The sequence below is a fragment of the Clostridium kluyveri genome (assembly GCF_001902295.1).
GTDB classification, from domain to species: domain Bacteria; phylum Bacillota; class Clostridia; order Clostridiales; family Clostridiaceae; genus Clostridium_B; species Clostridium_B kluyveri_B.
This window is the reverse complement of record NZ_CP018335.1, coordinates 4,136,277-4,156,335: the sequence shown is the minus strand read 5'-3', so window position 1 is coordinate 4,156,335 and position 20,059 is coordinate 4,136,277. Positions and strand designations below refer to the sequence as shown.

General features: G+C 35.2%; 20 protein-coding genes and 3 pseudogenes. All 23 read left to right on the top strand.

What is annotated here, in order from left to right:
• Positions 1–22 precede the first annotated feature (22 nt).
• The 23 genes and pseudogenes from BS101_RS20400 (at position 23) to BS101_RS20285 (ending at position 20,010) form a co-directional block, all read left to right on the top strand.
• Positions 23–685, top strand: coding sequence for a DUF998 domain-containing protein (locus tag BS101_RS20400; protein ID WP_073540481.1), 663 nt, complete (start codon positions 23–25; stop codon positions 683–685).
• 248 nt (positions 686–933) lie between these two features.
• Positions 934–1,128 carry a helix-turn-helix domain-containing protein gene (locus BS101_RS20395; RefSeq protein WP_073540479.1) on the top strand — a complete coding sequence of 65 codons (195 nt, stop codon included), beginning with the start codon at positions 934–936 and terminating at the stop codon, positions 1,126–1,128.
• The gene (locus BS101_RS20390) at positions 1,125–1,811 is read left to right on the top strand and encodes a response regulator transcription factor (protein ID WP_073540477.1); all 687 of its coding nucleotides are present in this window, start codon (positions 1,125–1,127) and stop codon (positions 1,809–1,811) included. The genes BS101_RS20395 and BS101_RS20390 overlap by 4 nt, the downstream gene beginning before the upstream one ends.
• Positions 1,798–2,787 (top strand): sensor histidine kinase, encoded by a 990-nt coding sequence (locus BS101_RS20385; protein WP_073540475.1) that lies wholly within the window; start codon positions 1,798–1,800, stop codon positions 2,785–2,787. The genes BS101_RS20390 and BS101_RS20385 overlap by 14 nt, the downstream gene beginning before the upstream one ends.
• Before the next feature lie 82 nt (positions 2,788–2,869).
• Positions 2,870–3,553, top strand: a complete 684-nt coding sequence (locus tag BS101_RS20380; RefSeq protein ID WP_073540473.1) for an ABC transporter ATP-binding protein — start codon at positions 2,870–2,872, stop codon at positions 3,551–3,553.
• On the top strand, positions 3,550–6,132 hold the full coding sequence (locus BS101_RS20375; RefSeq protein ID WP_073540471.1) for an ABC transporter permease: 2,583 nt from the start codon (positions 3,550–3,552) through the stop codon (positions 6,130–6,132). Before BS101_RS20380 ends, BS101_RS20375 begins: the two co-directional genes overlap by 4 nt.
• A gap of 462 nt (positions 6,133–6,594) precedes the next feature.
• Positions 6,595–7,260: pseudogene (gene istA, locus BS101_RS23580) on the top strand (IS21 family transposase); the annotation flags it as partial.
• Positions 7,251–8,004 (top strand): annotated as a pseudogene (gene istB / locus BS101_RS20365) (IS21-like element helper ATPase IstB). The pseudogenes istA and istB, both read left to right, overlap by 10 nt.
• Positions 8,005–8,687: 683 nt before the next feature.
• A pseudogene (locus BS101_RS24100) lies at positions 8,688–8,828 on the top strand (DNA-binding response regulator); the annotation flags it as partial.
• A 76-nt stretch (positions 8,829–8,904) separates the two neighbouring features.
• Positions 8,905–9,429 carry a VanZ family protein gene (locus BS101_RS20360; protein WP_073540467.1) on the top strand — a complete coding sequence of 175 codons (525 nt, stop codon included), beginning with the start codon at positions 8,905–8,907 and terminating at the stop codon, positions 9,427–9,429.
• 90 nt (positions 9,430–9,519) lie between these two features.
• A complete protein-coding gene (locus BS101_RS20355) occupies positions 9,520–10,359 on the top strand; it encodes an ABC transporter ATP-binding protein (protein WP_073540465.1) in 840 nt (279 codons plus the stop codon).
• A gap of 160 nt (positions 10,360–10,519) precedes the next feature.
• Positions 10,520–11,110, top strand: a complete 591-nt coding sequence (locus tag BS101_RS20350; protein WP_156876113.1) for a hypothetical protein — start codon at positions 10,520–10,522, stop codon at positions 11,108–11,110.
• 204 nt (positions 11,111–11,314) lie between these two features.
• Positions 11,315–11,875, top strand: a complete 561-nt coding sequence (locus BS101_RS20345) for a helix-turn-helix transcriptional regulator (RefSeq protein ID WP_073540461.1) — start codon at positions 11,315–11,317, stop codon at positions 11,873–11,875.
• Positions 11,876–12,861: 986 nt separating this feature from the next.
• Positions 12,862–13,302 carry a CatA-like O-acetyltransferase gene (locus BS101_RS20335; protein WP_073540459.1) on the top strand — a complete coding sequence of 147 codons (441 nt, stop codon included), beginning with the start codon at positions 12,862–12,864 and terminating at the stop codon, positions 13,300–13,302.
• A gap of 405 nt (positions 13,303–13,707) precedes the next feature.
• Positions 13,708–14,145: a hypothetical protein gene (locus tag BS101_RS20330; RefSeq protein ID WP_073540457.1), complete on the top strand. Its 438-nt coding sequence runs from the start codon at positions 13,708–13,710 to the stop codon at positions 14,143–14,145.
• Between the two features lie 208 nt (positions 14,146–14,353).
• Entirely contained in the window at positions 14,354–14,593 is a 240-nt protein-coding gene (locus tag BS101_RS20325) for a hypothetical protein (RefSeq protein ID WP_073540455.1), read from the top strand.
• Positions 14,594–14,659: 66 nt separating this feature from the next.
• A complete protein-coding gene (locus tag BS101_RS24095; RefSeq protein WP_242951346.1) occupies positions 14,660–15,211 on the top strand; it encodes a DUF4085 family protein in 552 nt (183 codons plus the stop codon).
• A 715-nt stretch (positions 15,212–15,926) separates the two neighbouring features.
• On the top strand, positions 15,927–16,238 hold the full coding sequence (locus BS101_RS20315) for a hypothetical protein (protein WP_073540451.1): 312 nt from the start codon (positions 15,927–15,929) through the stop codon (positions 16,236–16,238).
• 87 nt (positions 16,239–16,325) lie between these two features.
• Complete coding sequence (locus tag BS101_RS20310) at positions 16,326–16,514, top strand: hypothetical protein (protein ID WP_073540449.1); 189 nt, start codon at positions 16,326–16,328, stop codon at positions 16,512–16,514.
• Positions 16,490–16,681, top strand: a complete 192-nt coding sequence (locus BS101_RS20305; protein ID WP_083585787.1) for a hypothetical protein — start codon at positions 16,490–16,492, stop codon at positions 16,679–16,681. The genes BS101_RS20310 and BS101_RS20305 overlap by 25 nt, the downstream gene beginning before the upstream one ends.
• A gap of 158 nt (positions 16,682–16,839) precedes the next feature.
• Positions 16,840–17,964 carry a radical SAM protein gene (locus BS101_RS20300; protein ID WP_073540445.1) on the top strand — a complete coding sequence of 375 codons (1,125 nt, stop codon included), beginning with the start codon at positions 16,840–16,842 and terminating at the stop codon, positions 17,962–17,964.
• 383 nt (positions 17,965–18,347) lie between these two features.
• Positions 18,348–19,034 carry a response regulator transcription factor gene (locus tag BS101_RS20290; protein ID WP_073540441.1) on the top strand — a complete coding sequence of 229 codons (687 nt, stop codon included), beginning with the start codon at positions 18,348–18,350 and terminating at the stop codon, positions 19,032–19,034.
• Complete coding sequence (locus BS101_RS20285; protein WP_073540439.1) at positions 19,000–20,010, top strand: ATP-binding protein; 1,011 nt, start codon at positions 19,000–19,002, stop codon at positions 20,008–20,010. The genes BS101_RS20290 and BS101_RS20285 overlap by 35 nt, the downstream gene beginning before the upstream one ends.
• Positions 20,011–20,059: the final 49 nt, after the last annotated feature.

Below are 20,059 nucleotides of genomic sequence, written 5' to 3'. Positions count from 1 at the left end.
ATTTTAAGAAGGAAGTGTTATTATGAAGACAATAACACTGAAAATATTAATCATATGTGGCCTTATAGCTGGACCTATTTTTACACTTTCTTGGTTAATAGCAGGAGCAACTCGTAAAGGATATGATCCTTTACGCCATCCAGTGAGTTCTTTATCCATCGGGAGTTACGGATGGACGCAGATTACCACTTTTTTATTAACTGGAATCCTCTTATTAGGATTTTCTGTTGCGCTTATCCACATATCTCGATTTAAAAGTGTCTCGACTTCGGGTGCTATATTAATAGCACTTTGTGCAATTGGGCTTATTGGCGCGGCTTTTTTTGTATCCGATCCATTGAGTGGATATCCTATGGGACAGCATACTCTTCCAGCAAATAGAAGTGTTTCAGGAAAACTCCATGATTTGTTCTCATCATTTTTCTTTCTTGGTTTTCCTTTTGCCGCATATAAATATTGTAGATATTTTTTAAAATTCAAAAATGTAAGTTGGGCTATCTATTCTTTCATATCGATAATTCTATTCGTATGCTTCTTTGTATTCTCAAGCTTGGGATTTGGACAGATACATGGCTTTGTTAATTTTGGTGGTTTATTTCAACGTATTTCAATTTCGGTTGTCTGGTGTTGGATGACGCTTCTTGCCATACAAATGCTGAAAAATGAAGTCGGAAACATCAAGTAACACAATCTAATGATAGACTGGGTATTGGAAATATTGTTTATGAAAGCCAGAGCAAATACAAACTGAACGAACGGTACTACATTTAAGAAAGCTATGATAACTGTGACAACTTTAACCAATAAAAATAGAATGATTGCATTGATTTCAATTGCACTCGGTATGCTTTTAGCATCTCTTGACGTTGTTTTATAGCTCAGCTTGTATATTTCCGCTAAAAGAAATATAATAAAATTATGGAGGTGTTATGCGTGGATTATATAACAACAAAAGAAGTAGCGAAAAATTGGGGAATCACAGACAGGATGGTAGTGTACCATTGCTCTGCTGGACGGATTAAGGGAGCTAAAAAAATGGGAAATACGTGGCTTGTTCCTGCTGACGCTGAAAAACCGGTTGATGGACGATATAGGAGCAGTAAAGTAAAGGATGGTGAAAATAAATGAAACGGATATTTTTGGTTGAGGACGATAAGGCAATCGCCAGAAACCTTGTGCTTTTGCTCCGCTCGGAGGGATTTACAGTCACTCACGCCCCTACGCGGAGTGGAGCTATTGCTGCACTTGCCGGGAATAAATTTGACTTGGCGTTGATTGATATTTCTTTGCCTGACGGAAATGGCTTTACGGTTTGCACGGAAATCAAAGAAACGCAAGATGTTCCCGTTATCTTTCTGACGGCTTCCGGCGATGAGGCGAGTGTTGTTACCGGGCTGAATATGGGCGCGGACGACTATATCACCAAGCCTTTTCGTCCGCGTGAACTGATCGCACGAATCAGAACCGCCCTGCGAAAAAGCGGACGTTCTCCATCGACTTTTGAAATCTGCGGACTTTATGTCGATATGGCAAGCGGCGTTGTGAAAAAAAACGGCAACGAGGTTTTTCTTTCAGCATTAGAATACCGCTTGTTACTGGTGTTTATTAGTAACCCAAAAAGTATTATCACAAGGAGCAGACTGCTTGACGAATTGTGGGATGCTGCGGGCGAGTTTGTTAATGACAATACATTGACCGTGTACATCAAACGCCTGCGGGAGAAGATAGAGAACAAGCCCGCAAGCCCGCAAATCATTCTGACCGTTCGCGGAACGGGATATAGATTGGGGGACGGGTATGCTTCGGAATAGAGAGTTTCGGCAGCTTGCTATTTTGTTCTCCTTAATAGCTGCCACCACTGTAACGCTGGAATTTGCAATCAATAGGTTGGCTGGAATCCTTGCCATTGCTTCTGCCGCCGCCTTTGGAACAGCGTTTTTTGCGTTTACCAAAGCCCGATATAAAAGCATTGCGCAGATTTCAGATCAAATCGATCTTGTGCTTCATAACGCTGACCATCTGTATATTGGTGAATCGGACGAGGGCGAACTTTCTATTTTGCAAAGCGAGATAACAAAAATGACGCTGCGCATTCGGGAGCAAAACGACGCGCTGAAAAAAGAAAAAGAACATCTTGCCGATTCGCTGGCCGACATAGCACACCAACTCCGAACCCCTCTCACATCCGTGAACCTTATTCTGTCATTGTTAGAGAATAACCCTGACGAAAATGAACGGAAAGTATTGATACGGGAAACAAAGGAATTGTTTGTACAGATGGATTGGCTGCTTACTTCCCTGTTGAAATTATCCCGCCTGGACGCGGGCATTGTGGTGTTCCAAAGCGAGCAGATAGATGTCAACAACTTGATATGCGCCGCGCTTCGCCCGTTCCTAATCCCAATGGAACTGCACGATATTGTTTTGCAAATAGACGTGCCAAAAAAGATAATCATTCAGGGCGATTCTAGTTGGCTTTCGGAAGCAATTCAAAACATCCTCAAAAATTGCATAGAAAGCGCAGGCGAGAACGGGAAGATTGAGATTGTTTGCGTGGACAACTCATTGTTTACCGAGATTGCCATCCACGACAGCGGCGCAGGCTTTGAAAAAGAAGATTTACCCTGCCTGTTTGACAGGTTCTATCGTGGGAAAAACGCAGGCGCAACAGGATATGGGATTGGATTGGCTCTTTGCAAGATGATTATAACACGGCAGGGAGGGACGATTACCGCAAAAAATCACCCGCAGGGCGGCGCGATATTTGCCATTCGTTTCCCAAAGTGACTAATCTCTCACCTGAAAGTCACAGAGATGTAAGTTGAAGGTTCTATTATATAGGTAAAACATGAGAAAGGAGACTCACATAATGAAATTTTTAAAAATTGAAAATTTATGCAAGGTCTACGGCAAGGGCGAAAACCAAGTTACCGCACTTGACCATGTTTCGCTTACAATCGAAAAGGGGGAGTTTACCGCGATCATCGGCTCCTCCGGTTCCGGCAAATCCACATTGCTTCACATCATCGGCGGCGTGGACGTGCCAACAAGCGGAAAGGTGTATTTGGACGGGCAGGATGTATATGCCCAAAGCAATGAAAAACTCGCCATTTTCCGCAGGCGGCAGGTTGGACTGATTTACCAGTTTCACAACCTCATCCCAACTCTAAATGTGGTGGAAAACATCACTTTGCCTATACTGATGGACAAACGGAAGGTCAACGAGGAACGGCTGAATGACTTGTTGGAACTGCTTGGGCTAAAAGACCGAAAAATGCATTTACCCAATCAGCTTTCGGGCGGTCAGCAACAGCGCGTTTCCATAGGACGTGCTTTAATGAACGCTCCGGCGGTCATGCTTGCCGACGAACCCACGGGTAGTTTGGACAGCCGAAATGGACATGAAATTATCAATCTGCTGAAATTAAGCCATAAAAAATATCAGCAGACCCTAATCGTTGTCACGCATGACGAAAATATCGCCCTGCAAGCAGACCGCATTATCGGCATATCAGACGGCAAAGTAGTGCGAGACGAGAGGGTGAGACCATGAACATTTTCAACAAAGTTACCCTGCAAAGCATGAAAAAGAGCCGCACACGAACCATTGTAACGGTTATCGGAGTTATCCTATCCGCCGCCATGATTACGGCAGTTGCTACCTTGGGCGTTTCCCTGCTGAACTATTTGGCAAATGGCGCGGCCCAGAAATACGGTGGTTGGCACGTCGAGTTTTTGAACGTTGATTCCTCTTTCGCACAGGAACGAGCCCTCGACAATGGAGTTGCAAACACAGCAACATTTGAAAATATCGGCTACGCAAAACTTGAGGTCGGGAAAGACCCCAAAAGGCCGTATCTTTTTATAGCCGGATTCAGCAAGAAAGCCTTTGATACCTTGCCCATAACCCTAGTTTCAGGTAGATTGCCGAAAAACAGTGGGGAGATTCTTGTTCCGATGAGCGTCGAAGCAAGCGGCGGTGTTCAATTCGCGGTGGGTGACACGCTTTCACTTGCTGTTGGAAGCCGCATGGATGGAAATAAAAACCTCGGTCAACACGACCCTTACATTTCCGGGAAAGAAACTCTTATGCCAAAAGCCGAAAAAACCTACACGGTTGTCGGAATCTGCCTAAGACCCGGTTTTGAGGAATCTTCCGCACCGGGATATACCTTGATAACGAAAGCAGATGCACAAGACAAAGCGGACAGCTTAAGCCTATTGGTCACGCTTAAAAACCCGCGTGGTGTTCACGCTTACGCAAGAAGCACAGCCGGAAGCCAAGCTTACGTCTTTAACGATAATGTGCTGCGCTTCATGGGTCTTTCGGACGATAATTTGTTCAACACGCTTCTGTACTCGATTGGCGGCATTTTGATTGCCTTGATAATGGTAGGTTCGATTTTTCTGATTTACAATTCGTTCAATATATCGATGAACGAACGCACACACCAGTTCGGAATTCTCTCGTCGGTGGGAGCCACAGCGACACAGCTGCGAAATTCGGTGCTGTTTGAGGGACTTTGCATTGGTGCGGTCGGCATACCGATTGGCGTTATGGTCGGCATGGGCAGCATCGGGCTTGTGATTTCCGTTGTCGCCAGGAATTTTGAGAACATTGCCTACAGCAATGTCTCTTTCACCTTGACAGTGTCCGTCCCCGCGATTGTCGGCGCGGCGGCAGTCAGCATGGTTACGATTCTGATTTCGGCCTATATCCCGGCCAGGAAGGCCGCAAGCACTCCCGTTATGGAGAGTATTCGCCAGACCAACGAGGTCAAAGTTGAATCCAAAGTCGTGAAAGCGTCAAAACTGGCGCAGCGTATTTACGGTTTGGAGGGAACCCTTGCGCTAAAGAATTTTAAAAGAAACAAGAAACGCTATCGCAGCATTGTGCTATCACTTGTTTTAAGCGTAGTGCTGTTTATATCGACCAATGCTTTTGTAACGGATTTTAAACAGGTGTCGGAGCGGGCAGTAGAGCTTACTACCTATGACATCGGTGTTGCCACACAGGACATGGACGACAGCGAAATGTTGCCGCTTTACGACAAACTAAAAACTGCCGACGGTGTTTACAAAAGCTCGTATCAAGCGCTTATGAAGTATTCATGCGCTGCCAAAGCAAGCGATCTTTCAGACTATTACTGGGAATACGCGGGTTCACATTTGCCGGGTGAAACGGTTAATCTGCCAATGGATCTCCAGTTTCTTGATGACAGCACCTATCTGAGTATTATCAAAGGCTTGGGCTTGTCCGCAGAGGAATATACCGGGCAAAATACGAAAATGATTGCCGTTGCCAAAATAACAAGCCACATGAAAGCCAATCAGGAGGTTGACAAGTTTGTTGATATGTTCAAGAGTTCTTCCATGAATTTTACCATCGCTCCCGAAACAAATGGCAAGCCGAAGATGGAACAGGGGCGAAACGTAAACATTAAGTTTGTCAATATCGTGCCGCCTGATACACTCCCGGTCTTAGAAAACTCCGGGTCGAACAATCCGTTCATTTTTAGGGTGATGGTTCCCTATTCGCTCAAAGAGAAATTTGAAACCCCGGATATCCATGTGTCTAATAAGGGAATGACCTTTAGTTCAAAGAATCCTTCAAAGTCGGCGGCTAAAATGGAAGCGATGCTTAAGGGTGCAGGAATTAAATCCAATTATAAACTGTACAATTCTCATGAAATATTTGATGAGAGCCGCAATTATATATTCATTGCCAACGTGTTCGCTTATACTTTTATCATTATGATTTCGCTTATTGCGGTTGCCAATGTGTTTAACACGATTTCCACGAATATCAAGTTGCGCAGGCGAGAGCTTGCCATGCTCCGCTCTGTGGGGATGTCTGAACGCGATTTCCAAAAGATGATGAATTTCGAGTGTGCCTTTTATGGCATGAGGGCGTTGCTCTTGGGGCTCCCTATAGCGGCAATCTCTTCTTGGCTGATTTACAAATGGATGGTCGCCGGTGGGGCGGACAATATCGATTTTGTGTTCCCGTGGGGCAGTATCGGAATTAGCGTGTTCAGCGTGCTCTTTGTGGTGTTCATTACAATGCTGTATGCCATTAGCAAGATAAAAAGAGAAAATATTATCGACGCGCTTCGGGATGATATGACTTGATTCAAAACCGTCGTTTTCCTTTTTCAAAAGAGGTAATTGAATTAAATGCAGCTTCTACAAAAGAAAAGCCTAATAGGTATAAACATACTTATTTATGTTAAAATCGGACTTCAAAAAGCAAACTCGAAAATGTACCTGCAGAAAGCTGTGATAATTATGAAAGCCTGGTGCTACAGAGTTGCTCCCGTCATTTTACTAGTAACGGGGATTGCTATAGTTATATACCTGCTTTTTATACATGTTTATTTATGCGCCCATTGGCAATAAATGTTCTGGGGGCTGATCTATGGACAGTGAAAAGGGGGATGTCAACCAAGGGTTAAATTACTAATAAAAAAGTATAGAAAAAAACATAGCCAAGTCCTAAAATATAAGCTGAATCCACAAAAATAAACTTATAAAAAAGGAGAACATGGCTATGTTTATAAATGGTAAGATAATAATGTAAGGAAATGATCATATAAGAAGCTTCTTAGTAAAGATTTGATTCAAATATTTTATTACAAGCGCATTTTATGGCAGTATCTTAAAGATAATCACGGACTAGATTGTGCGCAATCTTCGTTCAGAAGATACATTTCCAATCACTCAGAATTTAATGAGTACTTTAATAATAGGAAAAAAGATATATTTCCACTACTTCGCCTATGCGGTATGAAACTGAAAAAGGGAAACAAGCACAATTAGATTGGAAGGAAAATATAGAATTTGTGTTAACTACAGGAGAAGTCATTAATATAAATGTTTTTGTATTAATCCTCTCATACTCAAGGTTTAGAGTATATAAATTATCTCTTGATAAAACACAAGATGTGCTACTTTCGTTTTTAGACGAGTCATTTGAAACATTTGGAGGAGTAGCAAAAGAATTGCTAACAGATAACATGGAAACTGTTATGGATGAAGCTAGAACTAATTATTCTAAGGGAAAAGTAAATAATAGATTTCAACAATTTGCAGATGACTATGGATTTAAGGTTCGTCCCTGTATAGCAGGAAGACCGAATACAAAAGCTAAAGTTGAAGCTCCTATGAAACTATTAGATGAAATAAGAGCGTACAATGGAACACTGAATTATGAAGGTCTACATAATCTTGTTTCAGATTTAAACAATAGAATGAATAGTACATATACACAACTTATAAATAATTTAGAATATTTGAAGATGAAGCAAATGATTAATCATTTGGACGAAGTTATTGATTTTACAACAAAAAATAATTTATCTTTTGTTGATGCTCTTATTAAGCTTACAACTCATGAAATTGACTGTAAAGAAGCAAACATGATTAAATCTATGGTTAAAGTTGGAGCTTTTCCACATCAAAAAGAAATTAAGGACTTTGATTTTAATTTTCAACCTGGCATTAATAAAGATCAAATATTGGATTTTTTGACACTACGTTTTTTAGAATCACGAGAAAATATTGTATTTCTAGGTTCTAGTGGCGTTGGGAAAACACACCTTGCCACTTCTATAGGAATTGCAGCTGCAAAGCGACGTTACAGCACATATTTCATTAAGTGTAATGATTTGTTGCAACAGCTAAAGCGAGCAAATCTAGAAAATAGATTAGATGCTAGACTTAAGCACTTTAGTAAATATAAGCTTCTTATTATTGATGAATTGGGTTATTTACCTGTAGATAAGGAAGATTCAAAATTATTTTTCCAGTTAATCGATATGAGATATGAGAAAAAAAGCACGATCTTTAACCACTAACATAAATTTTAATTCCTGGGATGATATTTTCTATGATGCTGTCATCGCTAATGCTATCTTAGATAGAGTTTTACATCATGCCCATGTTGTTACAATTAATGGGAAGTCGTATAGACTGAAAGATCATTTTAAGCAAGAGGAAGATTAAAAAAACTACATTCTTAAATGATCAAAAAGTTACATTTCTAGGTTGACATTTATACCCTCTTTGCGGCAGGTTTTTTCTATTTCATTATTACCGTAAAATATCCAAAGGCGGTACCAGCCAAATAAAAAAACGTGAGTTTGGAGGGTTTTCCTATGTCATTCCAAATTGCCTTACAATTTTGTCGGCCGCTTCCATGCGGCCGGGCGTGACCGGCGGACATCAAACACTCCTGCGGGTAAGTGTGAGGCTTTGTATGCTCCTCCGCTGCGCTCTCTCTGCTATTCCACGTTCCCGTTGACAACGCCTCCCGCTTGTTTCTCTGTTCCCCGTTTTCGGCAAAGCCATAACACGGCAAAAATTTGGTCTGTCAAGGGTTTAAGGAAGGAGCGCATTATATTGCCGTGTTTTTAAAGGTATATACTAGGACATTAAGCATACCAATGTTTAACCTCCAGTGTATGATTGATGGAAGGAATCTTCAAGGGGGCTTAAATTCAGACCTCTACATGCAGAATGTTTTGAAAGCATTAGAGAATTTTAATGAATATTTAAATGACTTACATAAAGATTAAGGCCTATATTAATAAAACCTTAAGGTTTTATTAAGAAAATTATTATGATATAAATCTTGTTTTGTAGTACTATAATAATGAGTGCTTAATCAGGAAGAAGGGATAGAACTTATGAGTATGAATATTTTGGTTGTAGACGATGAGTAGTCCATAGCGGACCTAATTGAAGTTTATTTTAAAAATAAAGATTTTACAATATACAAGTTTTATAACGGCCAAGATGCGTTCTGGTGTGTTGAGTTGGAACAGTTATAAAGTGCGAACTGAAGATTATTTATAAACTGAACGTCAGAGAATAAGCAGAGATGAAATGAAAAATGGAGGTATTATGAATAAACGAGAGCGAATTAAAACAGTCTTTTTATATGGTGTTTTCATTTGTTACATGATTTTGTTAATTAAAGTATTGTTCTTATCAAGAATTTCGCATTTGGAGCATAGGTCAATCAATCTCATTCCTTTTTATAGTATAATGGAATATATATCTGGCAGCTCTGCGAATATAAAAGCATTTTCTTTTAGTAATGTGGTTGGCAATATAGTTATTTTTATTCCCCTTGGTACATATTTGTCATTATTCAAAAATGATAAAAGAGTAATAAGCAATTTGTTGTTTATATTTATAGTGAGTTTGTTTGTTGAAATCATTCAAGGGCTTTTAGGCATTGGAGCATCAGACATTGATGATATAATTCTAAATTGTTTGGGTGGATTGATTGGTATTTTAGGGTATAAGTTTTTATTGTTTATATTACGAGATGAGAAAAAAGTACATACTGCAATCACAATACTATCTGCTATCGGATTACCTCGTATATTATATTATTTATTCATGGTGAGAATGAGATTCTGAATATCTTTATTGATAAGAGGCTTAATGACATTTCACTTGGTTTATGTAAAAAAATGAAAATTATATACAGGGAAAGGAAATATCATATTTATGAAAAAATTAATTGTGCTCGAAAATGTTAGTAAGCATTATGGTAATAAGAGTGTTTTAAATAATATAAATTTAACTATTTTAAGAGGGGAAACTTTAGCTGTTACAGGGGCTAATGGTACAGGAAAAAGTACATTGCTAAGAATAATAGCAGGTTTAAGTAATTTATCTAGTGGAAGAAGGATTTTATGTGATAAAGGAGATAAACTTAAAATTGGTTATGTTCCAGATTATTTTCCCAAACTTAATTTTACCCCTTATGAATATATTTGTCATATGGGAAAAATGCAGGGACTTTCTCAAGCATATATAAATCAGTTTTCAGAGGAACTATTTGATACTTTTAACATTGCTTTAATGAAAAATACTCGTATAAAATATTTATCAAAAGGTACGATTCAAAAAGTTGCTGTTATACAGGCGATTATATCAAGACCTGATATTTTGCTATTAGATGAGCCACTTTCAGGACAGGATAACAAATCTCAAGAGAGATTTATTGACATATTACAGAAATTTAAAACAGAAGAAATTTGTATTGTTTTAGCATGTCATGAGATGCATTTAGTTGATAAATTGGCAGATAAAATTGTAGAAATCAAGGGTGGTGAAATTGTATCCAATACACATAATGAGAATAATGGTTATACAAATATGCTAATATGTTTTAAAGTAGCTAAAGAATTTGATGTTAGTATAGTAAAAGAATTTACTGGCTTATTAAATATGATACAGAATGGACAATCAGTTAGTATATTAATGAATAAACAATATAGTGATGTTAATATATTGAGATTGTTACAAATGGGCTGTAGTATTGTTTCGGTAAATGAAAGTTGAATTATAATTGGTTAGAGAGGTAAATTGAAGTATGAATACTTTTAAGTATTTAATATTATATTTTTTTCAAGATTATAAAAGATCGCATAAGTACATTGCTCCTTTATTAGTATATATAATTTTAATGGCATGTATATATTCAGTTAAGCCTGCTTATGTAATGAGTTCCTATGCAATTACATGTATATGTATATATGCAATTTCTGCATGGGTAGCTTTTGGATTTATTGATAATGAAGATATTGTACAGCAGCAGCTAACCATTTTGCATGTTAAAAAAGAAAATATTTATTACTTATGTAAAATACTGTTTGTATGGTTTTTCATTCTTATATTGGATATATTAACAGTTTACTACCCAATTTTAAAGGGTGTTTTTATTAGAAAAGTTGTTGTATCGGATATTATCGTTGCTTTAATTAATCATGCAATTATTGGATTTCTTGGTGTTGCTGTTGGAAGTTTATTTAATTCTAGATTAGTTAAGGATAGAAAAATGGCAATATTGTATTTAAATATTATTATTATTATTTCAGTTGTTGAAAAACCTCTTATCCAAGCATTCTCTTTTTTAAAATGGATAACTACATTATTTCCACCTGCATATTTAATACTAGATAAAATTGGTACAATAGATTATGTAAATCCACAGAATTTATTTCATTTAATATATGCTTTAGTAATAGCATTAACGTATTCAATAGTTTTAATAATAATATTTATAAAATGTATGAGGAAAAGAGCATTTTAAATTACAAAAATATTAATTATTTACAAATCATTATTTAGTTTGAACAAATAAAATAGGTAAGGTGTTATAGATGGTTATATTTGGTGAAAGGATATAATTTCAAAACTCCTCGATAATTGTATCTGCAAAGATAAAGAAAATATCGAATGTATTATAGGTGATGAGTTAGTTAACTATGTTTCACCACAACATGGAAAAGAACTTTTGGACAAATTGTGGCAAATCAGTACTGCAATAAAAGAACAAAAAGTATTGGATATTGGATATCATAAAATAGGCATGGACGGAGAGATACAGGAGGAGGCTTCTAAAAGAACTGTATATCCACAGGGATTGTTATTCTCTGAATATTATTTTTACCTCATAGCCTTTATAGAGGGCAAAAGTTATGAATATCCTGCTATTTATAGAGTAGATAGAATTAAGAATTTAATTATTACAGATAGAAAATATAAGGTAGATTACAGCAAGAGATTTCAAGATGGAGAATTTAGAAAGTTAATTGAATTTATGCAATCAGGAGAACTGGAAAGAATAAAATTTAGATTTACAGGTAGATCTATAGAGGCAGTTTTGGATAGATTGCCTAATGCAAAAGTAGTAAAAGAAAAGCAGAGGCAATATATAGTGGATGCAAAAATGTTTGGTAAAGGTATAAAAATGTGGCTTTTGAGTCAGGAGGATTCTGTGGAGGTTTTAGCTTCTGATGAATTTAGGGAAGAAATGATAAAGGCTATTAATAGGATAAGAGAGAGGTATAAATAATTATAAAATGGTAGAAAATTAGATAGTAATAATTCAGATTTCATTAGGGAACAAGAAATGTTAAAAAAAGAAGGAAAAGATTATTTTCAATTAGATGAAAACACAAAAGTACGAATGATTCAAATGGTATACTTTTCATTGTTAAGCCTTTAATTTTGAACTGAAAGACATTATTAAGAATGGTATTGCTTCAGCATTATTTATATATTTACTTGATAAGGTTGACCTATTTAGCACAAAAGCTGAAAAACGTAGAGATAGGATTATTGAAATTTTTGATGAGAGAATTAAAGAAATTAAAGAAGCAACAGAAGATTTTAATGTTGTAGTTATTGATACATTAATAAGACAACGTCAAGAATTCGAAAACATTAAAGAAGACATTACTATAGGTTTAGATAGTAATAATATAGATACGATAAATCAAGGTTTATATAAAATGGCGAATTTTTATAAAGTAGATTTACCTTATAGCAATACCAGGGAATTTGTTGATTATTTTGATTCGGAAACAATAATTGAATTATAGCTTGGAAAAATAGGCACATACATATAAATGGTATTTTCAAAAGTTTTGAGTATTTGTATTTATAGCTTGTCTATACGCATCTAGAATGTACAATGATTATAGCGTAAAAGCACAAATATTAAAGATTCTATGCTCCCCTCTGATTTTAGGGGGGTACACCTTTCTGTGATTCCAATTTTAACGAATTAGTATCATCTTTCTATCAAGACACATGTGAAGACTTGCGTGTTGCTACAATGAAAAAATATATTAATGTTTCTGTGGTCATTGATATTGACAGTAAACATGAGCATTTTTTTTGGCAGACCCAAATATCGGCATGTAAGTACGGATGGTACTGGTGGTGGCTAAAAACTACTAGAAGATAGTATGGCTTTGTAAGGTAATAGCAAAAAGGAAATTTTAATTATTTAAATTGAATGGCAGCAATTGATTATAAGCAAGGAGGCAATAAATTATGGGCTTTAATGTAATTAATATGAATACTTGGGAGAGAGGTGAAATTGGCCCAAGCTATTCTGTGTTAAATGATAAAACAAAAGTAATGGGCGATCTATATACATCATTTAATACTGTATTTTTGAATTTTTATGAGGATATGGTAAATGCATTAAATAGTTATAAAAGTGATACTAATTTTACTACTCAGTTTCAAGATAATTTTTTTATTGTTTCATGTTTGCCATGGTTTAATTACACATCTTTTAATGTAAATAATGAAGGAAGTAGTTCTTTTCTGTTTCCAATGGTAACATGGGGAAAGTTTTTTAAAGAAAGTAATAAAATTGTTATGCCAGTAACTATTCAGGTTCACCATGCAGTTGCTGATGGATACCATTGTTCATTGTTCTTTTCAAATGTACAAGAAATATCATCAAATCCAGAGCGATATCTCTAAAAAGTGAGGTAATTGTATATGAATGTTACTCAGATAATACAAACCATGGTATTTTTATTATTAGCAGCACTAATCCTTGTGGATTACATAGTTATTAAAAAGCCTTATAAGTACTTATTTGAATTGAGAACGAATGCCATTGTACACTGCTTACAGTACATTTTGGACAAATAATAAATGATGTAGTTGTCAAATTTTTCTTCAGAATTGAAGAGGAAGGTTTAATAGAAGTTCCTGTCTCATCTTCTGAACCTTATGAATACGGGGATTGTGAAAATAGACATGGGAAAGGTCATCTTACTTAAATGTTATGGGGCACTTTCAGGACAATAAAAAAGTTATTGGATTTTGTCTAAAATAAAGTAAGTGATCCGATTTCAAAAATATGAAAAGGGGGACATATTTATGAAACTCAGAACTTGGTTGAAATATTTGGCCTATACCTTCGTTATCATTGCATTTATGTATTTAGGGGAATATGTTTTAACTTACTTAAAAAAGTCATGGGAAGTGACATTTAATTTATCTGTTTATCAATACGATTTAATAACATTTATTTTCTATGCAGCAATTGGTTTCCTCATTGGTTTAGAATACTTTTTAAAAGAAAAGAGAAAAGAAGGAAGATGGAAGATAAATGTATCCAAATTAATACTAATGGGTTTGCCAAGCCTATATTTTTCACTTTATGCCTTTATATTTTATTTTTCTGTACCATCTGTAATAAATATATTAATACAACCAATCGTATTTTTTTTAAGCGATATAACTTTCATGGCTATATTCCAGTTACTATTTGGGTATGTAGTTATTACAAGTTTATATAAGGTGCTTGAAGAATAGATTTAATTAATTTTAGTTCAAAGTATTCTTATTATGGTCAATATGAGAGTTTAAAGATTATCATTATAGTACCACTAACATGCCGTGGCGTAATAAATTTCACAAAAATTAATTTCTATAAGTTTTATATTTACATTTAAAAATATAACTCGAAAACATATCAATTAAGAGTTAACATATCACAAACATAGGATTTGGAGGTATGGATATGCTGGAAGAATTTCAAGAGTTTATTGATAAAAGACTTAATGATATTCCACTTGGTTTGGATAAGAAAGATGATAACTATCAGAAATTAGAAATGGCATTGCTGAAGAGACAGGATAAGTTTATAAATAAGGCCGATGAAGAGTTACAGAGGTTAGTTGTAGAATATGGAGATATTATAAATGCACAGATGGCGATTTATATACAGGGAAATGTTTATTTATGTTTTATAATATTGTAAAAAAAGTGTCAGTATAATCATTTTTAACGGCTTCATAAAGTTAGATATATGAGAGGGGATAAGAAGATGAAGTTTTTCACGGTTGATAAAATTAGAATGTTAGGAATTAGTGGATACCTTTCTTATCATGAAGATGAACAAAGTTTAAATAGAGCTAAAGAAGATTTTAAATCTATGGGTAAAGATTATGATGCAGTAGAAAAATTAAATTTTATACACTATAAACCACTAATGCTAGAATATTTACCAGATTCACTAAAAAATGCTGCCAATGATGAAAGTATAATACCATCCAAAATACCTTCTCGTAATCTTTTAAGTGAAATAGATAAATGGAAATTAAGTGTAAAAAATACCTGGGAAGAAACATTTTGTCAATATGAAGAACATTATAAATCTATAGAAAAGTTTTTACCTAAAAATGTTATTGAATTAAATAAGCAATACAATTTTCATGATACAAAGTTATTAGCAGCTAGAAATTTTGAGGGTAATGTATTCGAAATTGACCTCCAGTGTAGTGAAGGCTTCATGGACGAAGGATTATATACATTGATATTTAATGGTGTAAAGTTAATAGAGGTGTCTGATGATTTTATAGGTAGTTGGTGCAACTAAATAGTAGTTGTAAATCTATAAATAACTGCAATAATATAAAGCATTATTTATAGATTTATCAATAAGACGATAAGCACCCCATGTTCGTAAAGAGCATGGAGTCATAGAGATAGAGTCTATGCAAAATTTCTTGAATTGCTGGAATCCCCTAAAGCTAACTAAACTACAACGTAGGTATGAAATAAAACCAGGCGTGAATGTTACGAAAGTAGAAAAAATTAGTTAGATGGCATAAGGTTAAATCCTAAGTGCTGTAAAAATGTGCAATCAGCAGCTAAGACCCGAATATAGGGTAAAGTTCAACGACTATCCTGTGATGGGAGTAGGATTAAGCAATCCGAAGTGGGAAATGCCCTTTTGTAAGGGTAATGATATAGTCTGAGCTTATGTGAGAGCATAAGAAGTTCATAAGAGAACTGCTTAGTGGCAGCGTGCTAAGTGAACAACGTCAAAATTCTATTATAAATTCGTATAGATTTTTATAGAATTTTGGCAACTGGATTTATAGTGAGATACATTTATCTGATGTAGGAAAATTTTGCCTTAATGTTCTATTTGATGCAGAGGATTCTTCTACATTTAATGAAATGAAAATTATAGCAGATGATGTATTAGTTAAGAGTAAGAAATATTAGTTTAATTATATGGCAAACTCTATTGAAGAATTTATTAGAGTCATTAAATACGTGTGACTTGGAATAAGGGTGATGATAATATGTTTACAGTTTTATTATTTATAATTAATTTTATAATTATATTTATTCTAATAAAGCTAATAGTAAATAAATATAGTAAGTATAAAATTAATAAATTTACTATTCGTAATGATAGTTTATCTAGAAAAAGGCAAACTATATTCAATAACATAGTTATTGGTTTAAATATTCTTTATTTATTTTTGGCTGCTTATTTTAAATCGGATTCATTAATTATGGCAATAACGATGCCTATAATTGCTATCGTAGATATCATAGCTGTAATAATTTTAGGTGTTTTTGCAAGGTTACAAAGTGGTCTTAAAAAATAGATTACTTTACAATATTATATAACTAAAAGCCCATATCAAAACGGTATAGGCTTTTTTATATTCAAAATTTTAGAAAGGAGGAGACCCATGCCCTATGAACAAGGTTTATCTTACAGCAAGGACTTAATAAAGAGAACTAAAATAGAAATTCCAAAAAAATTAATATTACCTTTCACAGGTACAGCCGCAGTAAAACTCTATGATGCCATGGTCAAAATAAGGATTATTTTATGGGGAAGTGGAGGAAAGGGTTGCAGAGTGAGAATGTATTGTTAAAATATAAGATGAATCAGTTTATAAAGATATTAGAGAAGGTTGAGCCGATAGAAGAATTTAATATGGATTTGTTTTTTAGGATAGTTGAGAAGATGACGGTGTTTGAAAGGGAAAAGATAATTGTAAGTTTACTAGATGGGAGTGATGTTGAGATTGTAATTGAATAGAATATTAAAGTATTTTAAGGATAAATTTTTTGTTATAATCATAACTTAGTCTATTTCCATAGGGATTCTAATAAAAAACTTCAATTTAGATTATTTAAGAAATAAATTGTCAAAGAGTAGTTGCACAAACTTATAATATTATGCGAGGAGGATATATTATGAAAATTTCAAAGAAAGATGCGTTGATATGGTTTGAATTTTTTTCAATATTGCCTGAGGAAGAGGAAATTATGACAAAACAACAAGAAATCATTTACTCTACCTTTGCGCAAATTGAGGCAGCCATCGATGATAGAAATGATAGGTTAATGTCGAAAATTAAAGGTTTGAAAACTTTGGAGAATAGAACTTTTTTTGTGGGAAATGAAAGTAAATTCCCCAAAGGATGTCGTTCTTGTCTGCTTGGCACTGGTTTGAGTGCAATTAGGAAAACGAACAAATGTAACATAGAGTGTAAGTTCTGTTATAATTATGGAGAACTACAAGATATTCCTCCAATTGGCGAAGGTATGTGGGAAATAGGAGGCACAAAATTTTATGATAAGGATATTGATTTACTTCTTTCTATCCAGCAGAAACCTACTGGCATTTCCTACGTTTATTTAGAGCCATTCATGGAAATCGAAAAATACTATTCGGTAATAAAGAAATTTAGTGATGCTCAAATTCATCAACATCTATATACAAATGGCATTTTAGCTGAGGAAGAGACATTGAAAGCGTTAGGTGAGGCCGGTCTTAACGAGATACGTTTCAACCTGGGTGCTTCTAAGTGTTCAGACAAAGTGATTGAAAATATCGAAATAGCGAAAAAATATATTAAAAATGTAGGTATTGAAACTCCAATGACTCCTGAGTTTTTCGAAACTTTTTTTAAGAAAAAGCAGGCTATCTTAGAGACAAAGGTTGATTTTATTAATTGTGCAGAATTACATTTAAATGAGAATAACATAGACAATTACTATGGAGAAAATATGTATATTTCCAGACATGGCTATATATCTCCAATTTGGAGTAGGGAATTAACTCTGGAATTCATGAAAATAGCCGATGAAGAAAAGTGGGATTTAGTAGTTCATGATTGCTCAAACCATACAAAATTTGCTAGAGATTTAAATTTGAGCAGCAAAGAGGATAAGTGGTTCGGAGCCAGTAATTACGCCTGTGAGTTTTCCCGGATTCCATACGAAGTGTTTTTACCAATACTACGTGATGATAATTTCAAATTTTTAAGTGAAGAAGAATTGCCTGACGGTTATAAGCCAGGAGAGATGATTTCTTAGAGGGTCCTGTCATTTTGTTTTCCCTTAAAAAAGTTAGAAACACTCTTATGAGAGGTCAGACACCAAATGTTGTTATCAAAATAGAAGCACTAATTCAGATAAAAGATTACTATGCACCTTAATATTCTGATTTATTTGCATATCTCAAGTTTTTCAAATATAATACACATAGAATTTTAGCGAGGTGATAATATTTATGGAATATTTGACTGTAAAAGAAGCGAGAGAAAAGTGGACCATCACTGGTGGGATAGTAACATATTGTTGTGCGGCCAGACGAATAAAGGGCACCATTAAAAAAGGCAACCGATTGTTCCGGTTGATGTGGAAAAGCCTGTTTATGGACGTTACAAAAAGAATAAGACAAAGGACGGTGACGGCATATGAGTACTATCCTACTGATTGAGGATAACGAAAGTTTACAAAAATATATTCGGGAATACCTGAACGCTTATGGTTTTGAAGTACATGTACTAAATGACTACGATACGCTTTATAAAACAATTAGCGCAGTATCACCCAAGCTCATTCTCTTAGATGTTACATTACCTAAGTTTGATGGATTCTACTACCTAAAACTGATTAGGAAACAATATTCAATCCCTGTCATAATTATTTCTGCTCGAAGTGAGGATAGCGACCAAATACGAGGCATTGAAAACGGAGCAGACGACTATATCACAAAACCTTTTTCCATTAGTGTATTGCTTGCTAAAATAAACGCTATGCTGCGCAGAGAGGCAGAGCATCAAAAGGGTGGTATTTCTATTGGCACGCTCTGCTTGAATGAAGATACTATGCGTATATCGTACAAGGACGCAGGGACGGAGCTTTCAAAAAATGAATATCGTGTTCTTCGACTTTTGATGAAAAATGCTGGGCAAATCGTGAGGCGTGAACAGCTTTTGGAAGAGCTTTGGGATGATGTGAGCTTTGTTGACGATAACACGTTAACTGTAAATATTACCCGCGTGAAAAAAAAGCTCATGGAGCTTGGTCTGGAAAATTGTATCAGCACGAAAAGAGGTGTTGGCTATGTATTTGATTCGGCTTCTGTGCAAAACAATTGATAGTGAGAGGAAAGCTATTGTTTTCTATCTCGCCAACACTGCTATGATGCTTTTGATTTTTAATCTAACTTTCACTGAAACCGTTATAGTCTATCCCACTTTGATTAGCCTGACGATTCTAATTGTTTATCTGATTGTTAAAGCTGTGAGTATGCATGGCTTTTTAACCAGCTTAGACAGTGCAAAGCACAGCAAAGGCTGCGAATCGAATCCTGAAACTTGCAAAGAGACCTACGTTTTTGAGATCATAGAGGAAATACATAAGAATTACAATGAAAAAATCACCACTATGAACTACAAGCTGGCAGGGCGCAATTCCATGTTTTCTAGTTTCATCCATAATATGAAATCCTCTTTGGCCGTTATTGAACTTGCTTGTGTCAATCCATCCGCAGATGCACTTGGCGATATTTCACTGGAAAATGAAAAGTTGAAAAGAAATTTGGAGCAAGCTCTGAACATTCTGCGGCTTGATGAGTTTTCAAATGATTATGTGCCAGAGCGTGTTGATCTTCACGGATTGGTTAACATGGTTATCAATGAAAAGAAGCGTGACTTTATATATGCAGGCGTGTTTCCAAAACTTTATGGTGAAGCTACCTATGTCTATACTGATAAAAAGTGGTGTGCTTATATATTAGAACAAATCATTTCAAATGCAATTAAATACAGTACTTCAGGTAAAAATATTTATATGGAAATAAACCCAGGTGAAAAATACACTGTACTTACAATACGTGATGAGGGCATAGGTATCGAAGTTGAAGATGTTCCAAGAGTTTTCGATTTGTTCTTTACGGGCAAAAACGGGCGGAAACATAAAACCGCCACAGGAATAGGTCTTTTTATGGTTAAACACATTGCAAAGCAACTTGGTATTGAGGTAACTCTGACATCCGCCGTAGGTGAAGGAACAAGTGTTAGTCTATCTTTTCTTTCAAAATTGCAAGGTTATTGTAAGCTAAATCGATTTTAACCACAGTACTTTTTCACTATACTATAATTACACTAATGCAAGGAGATGA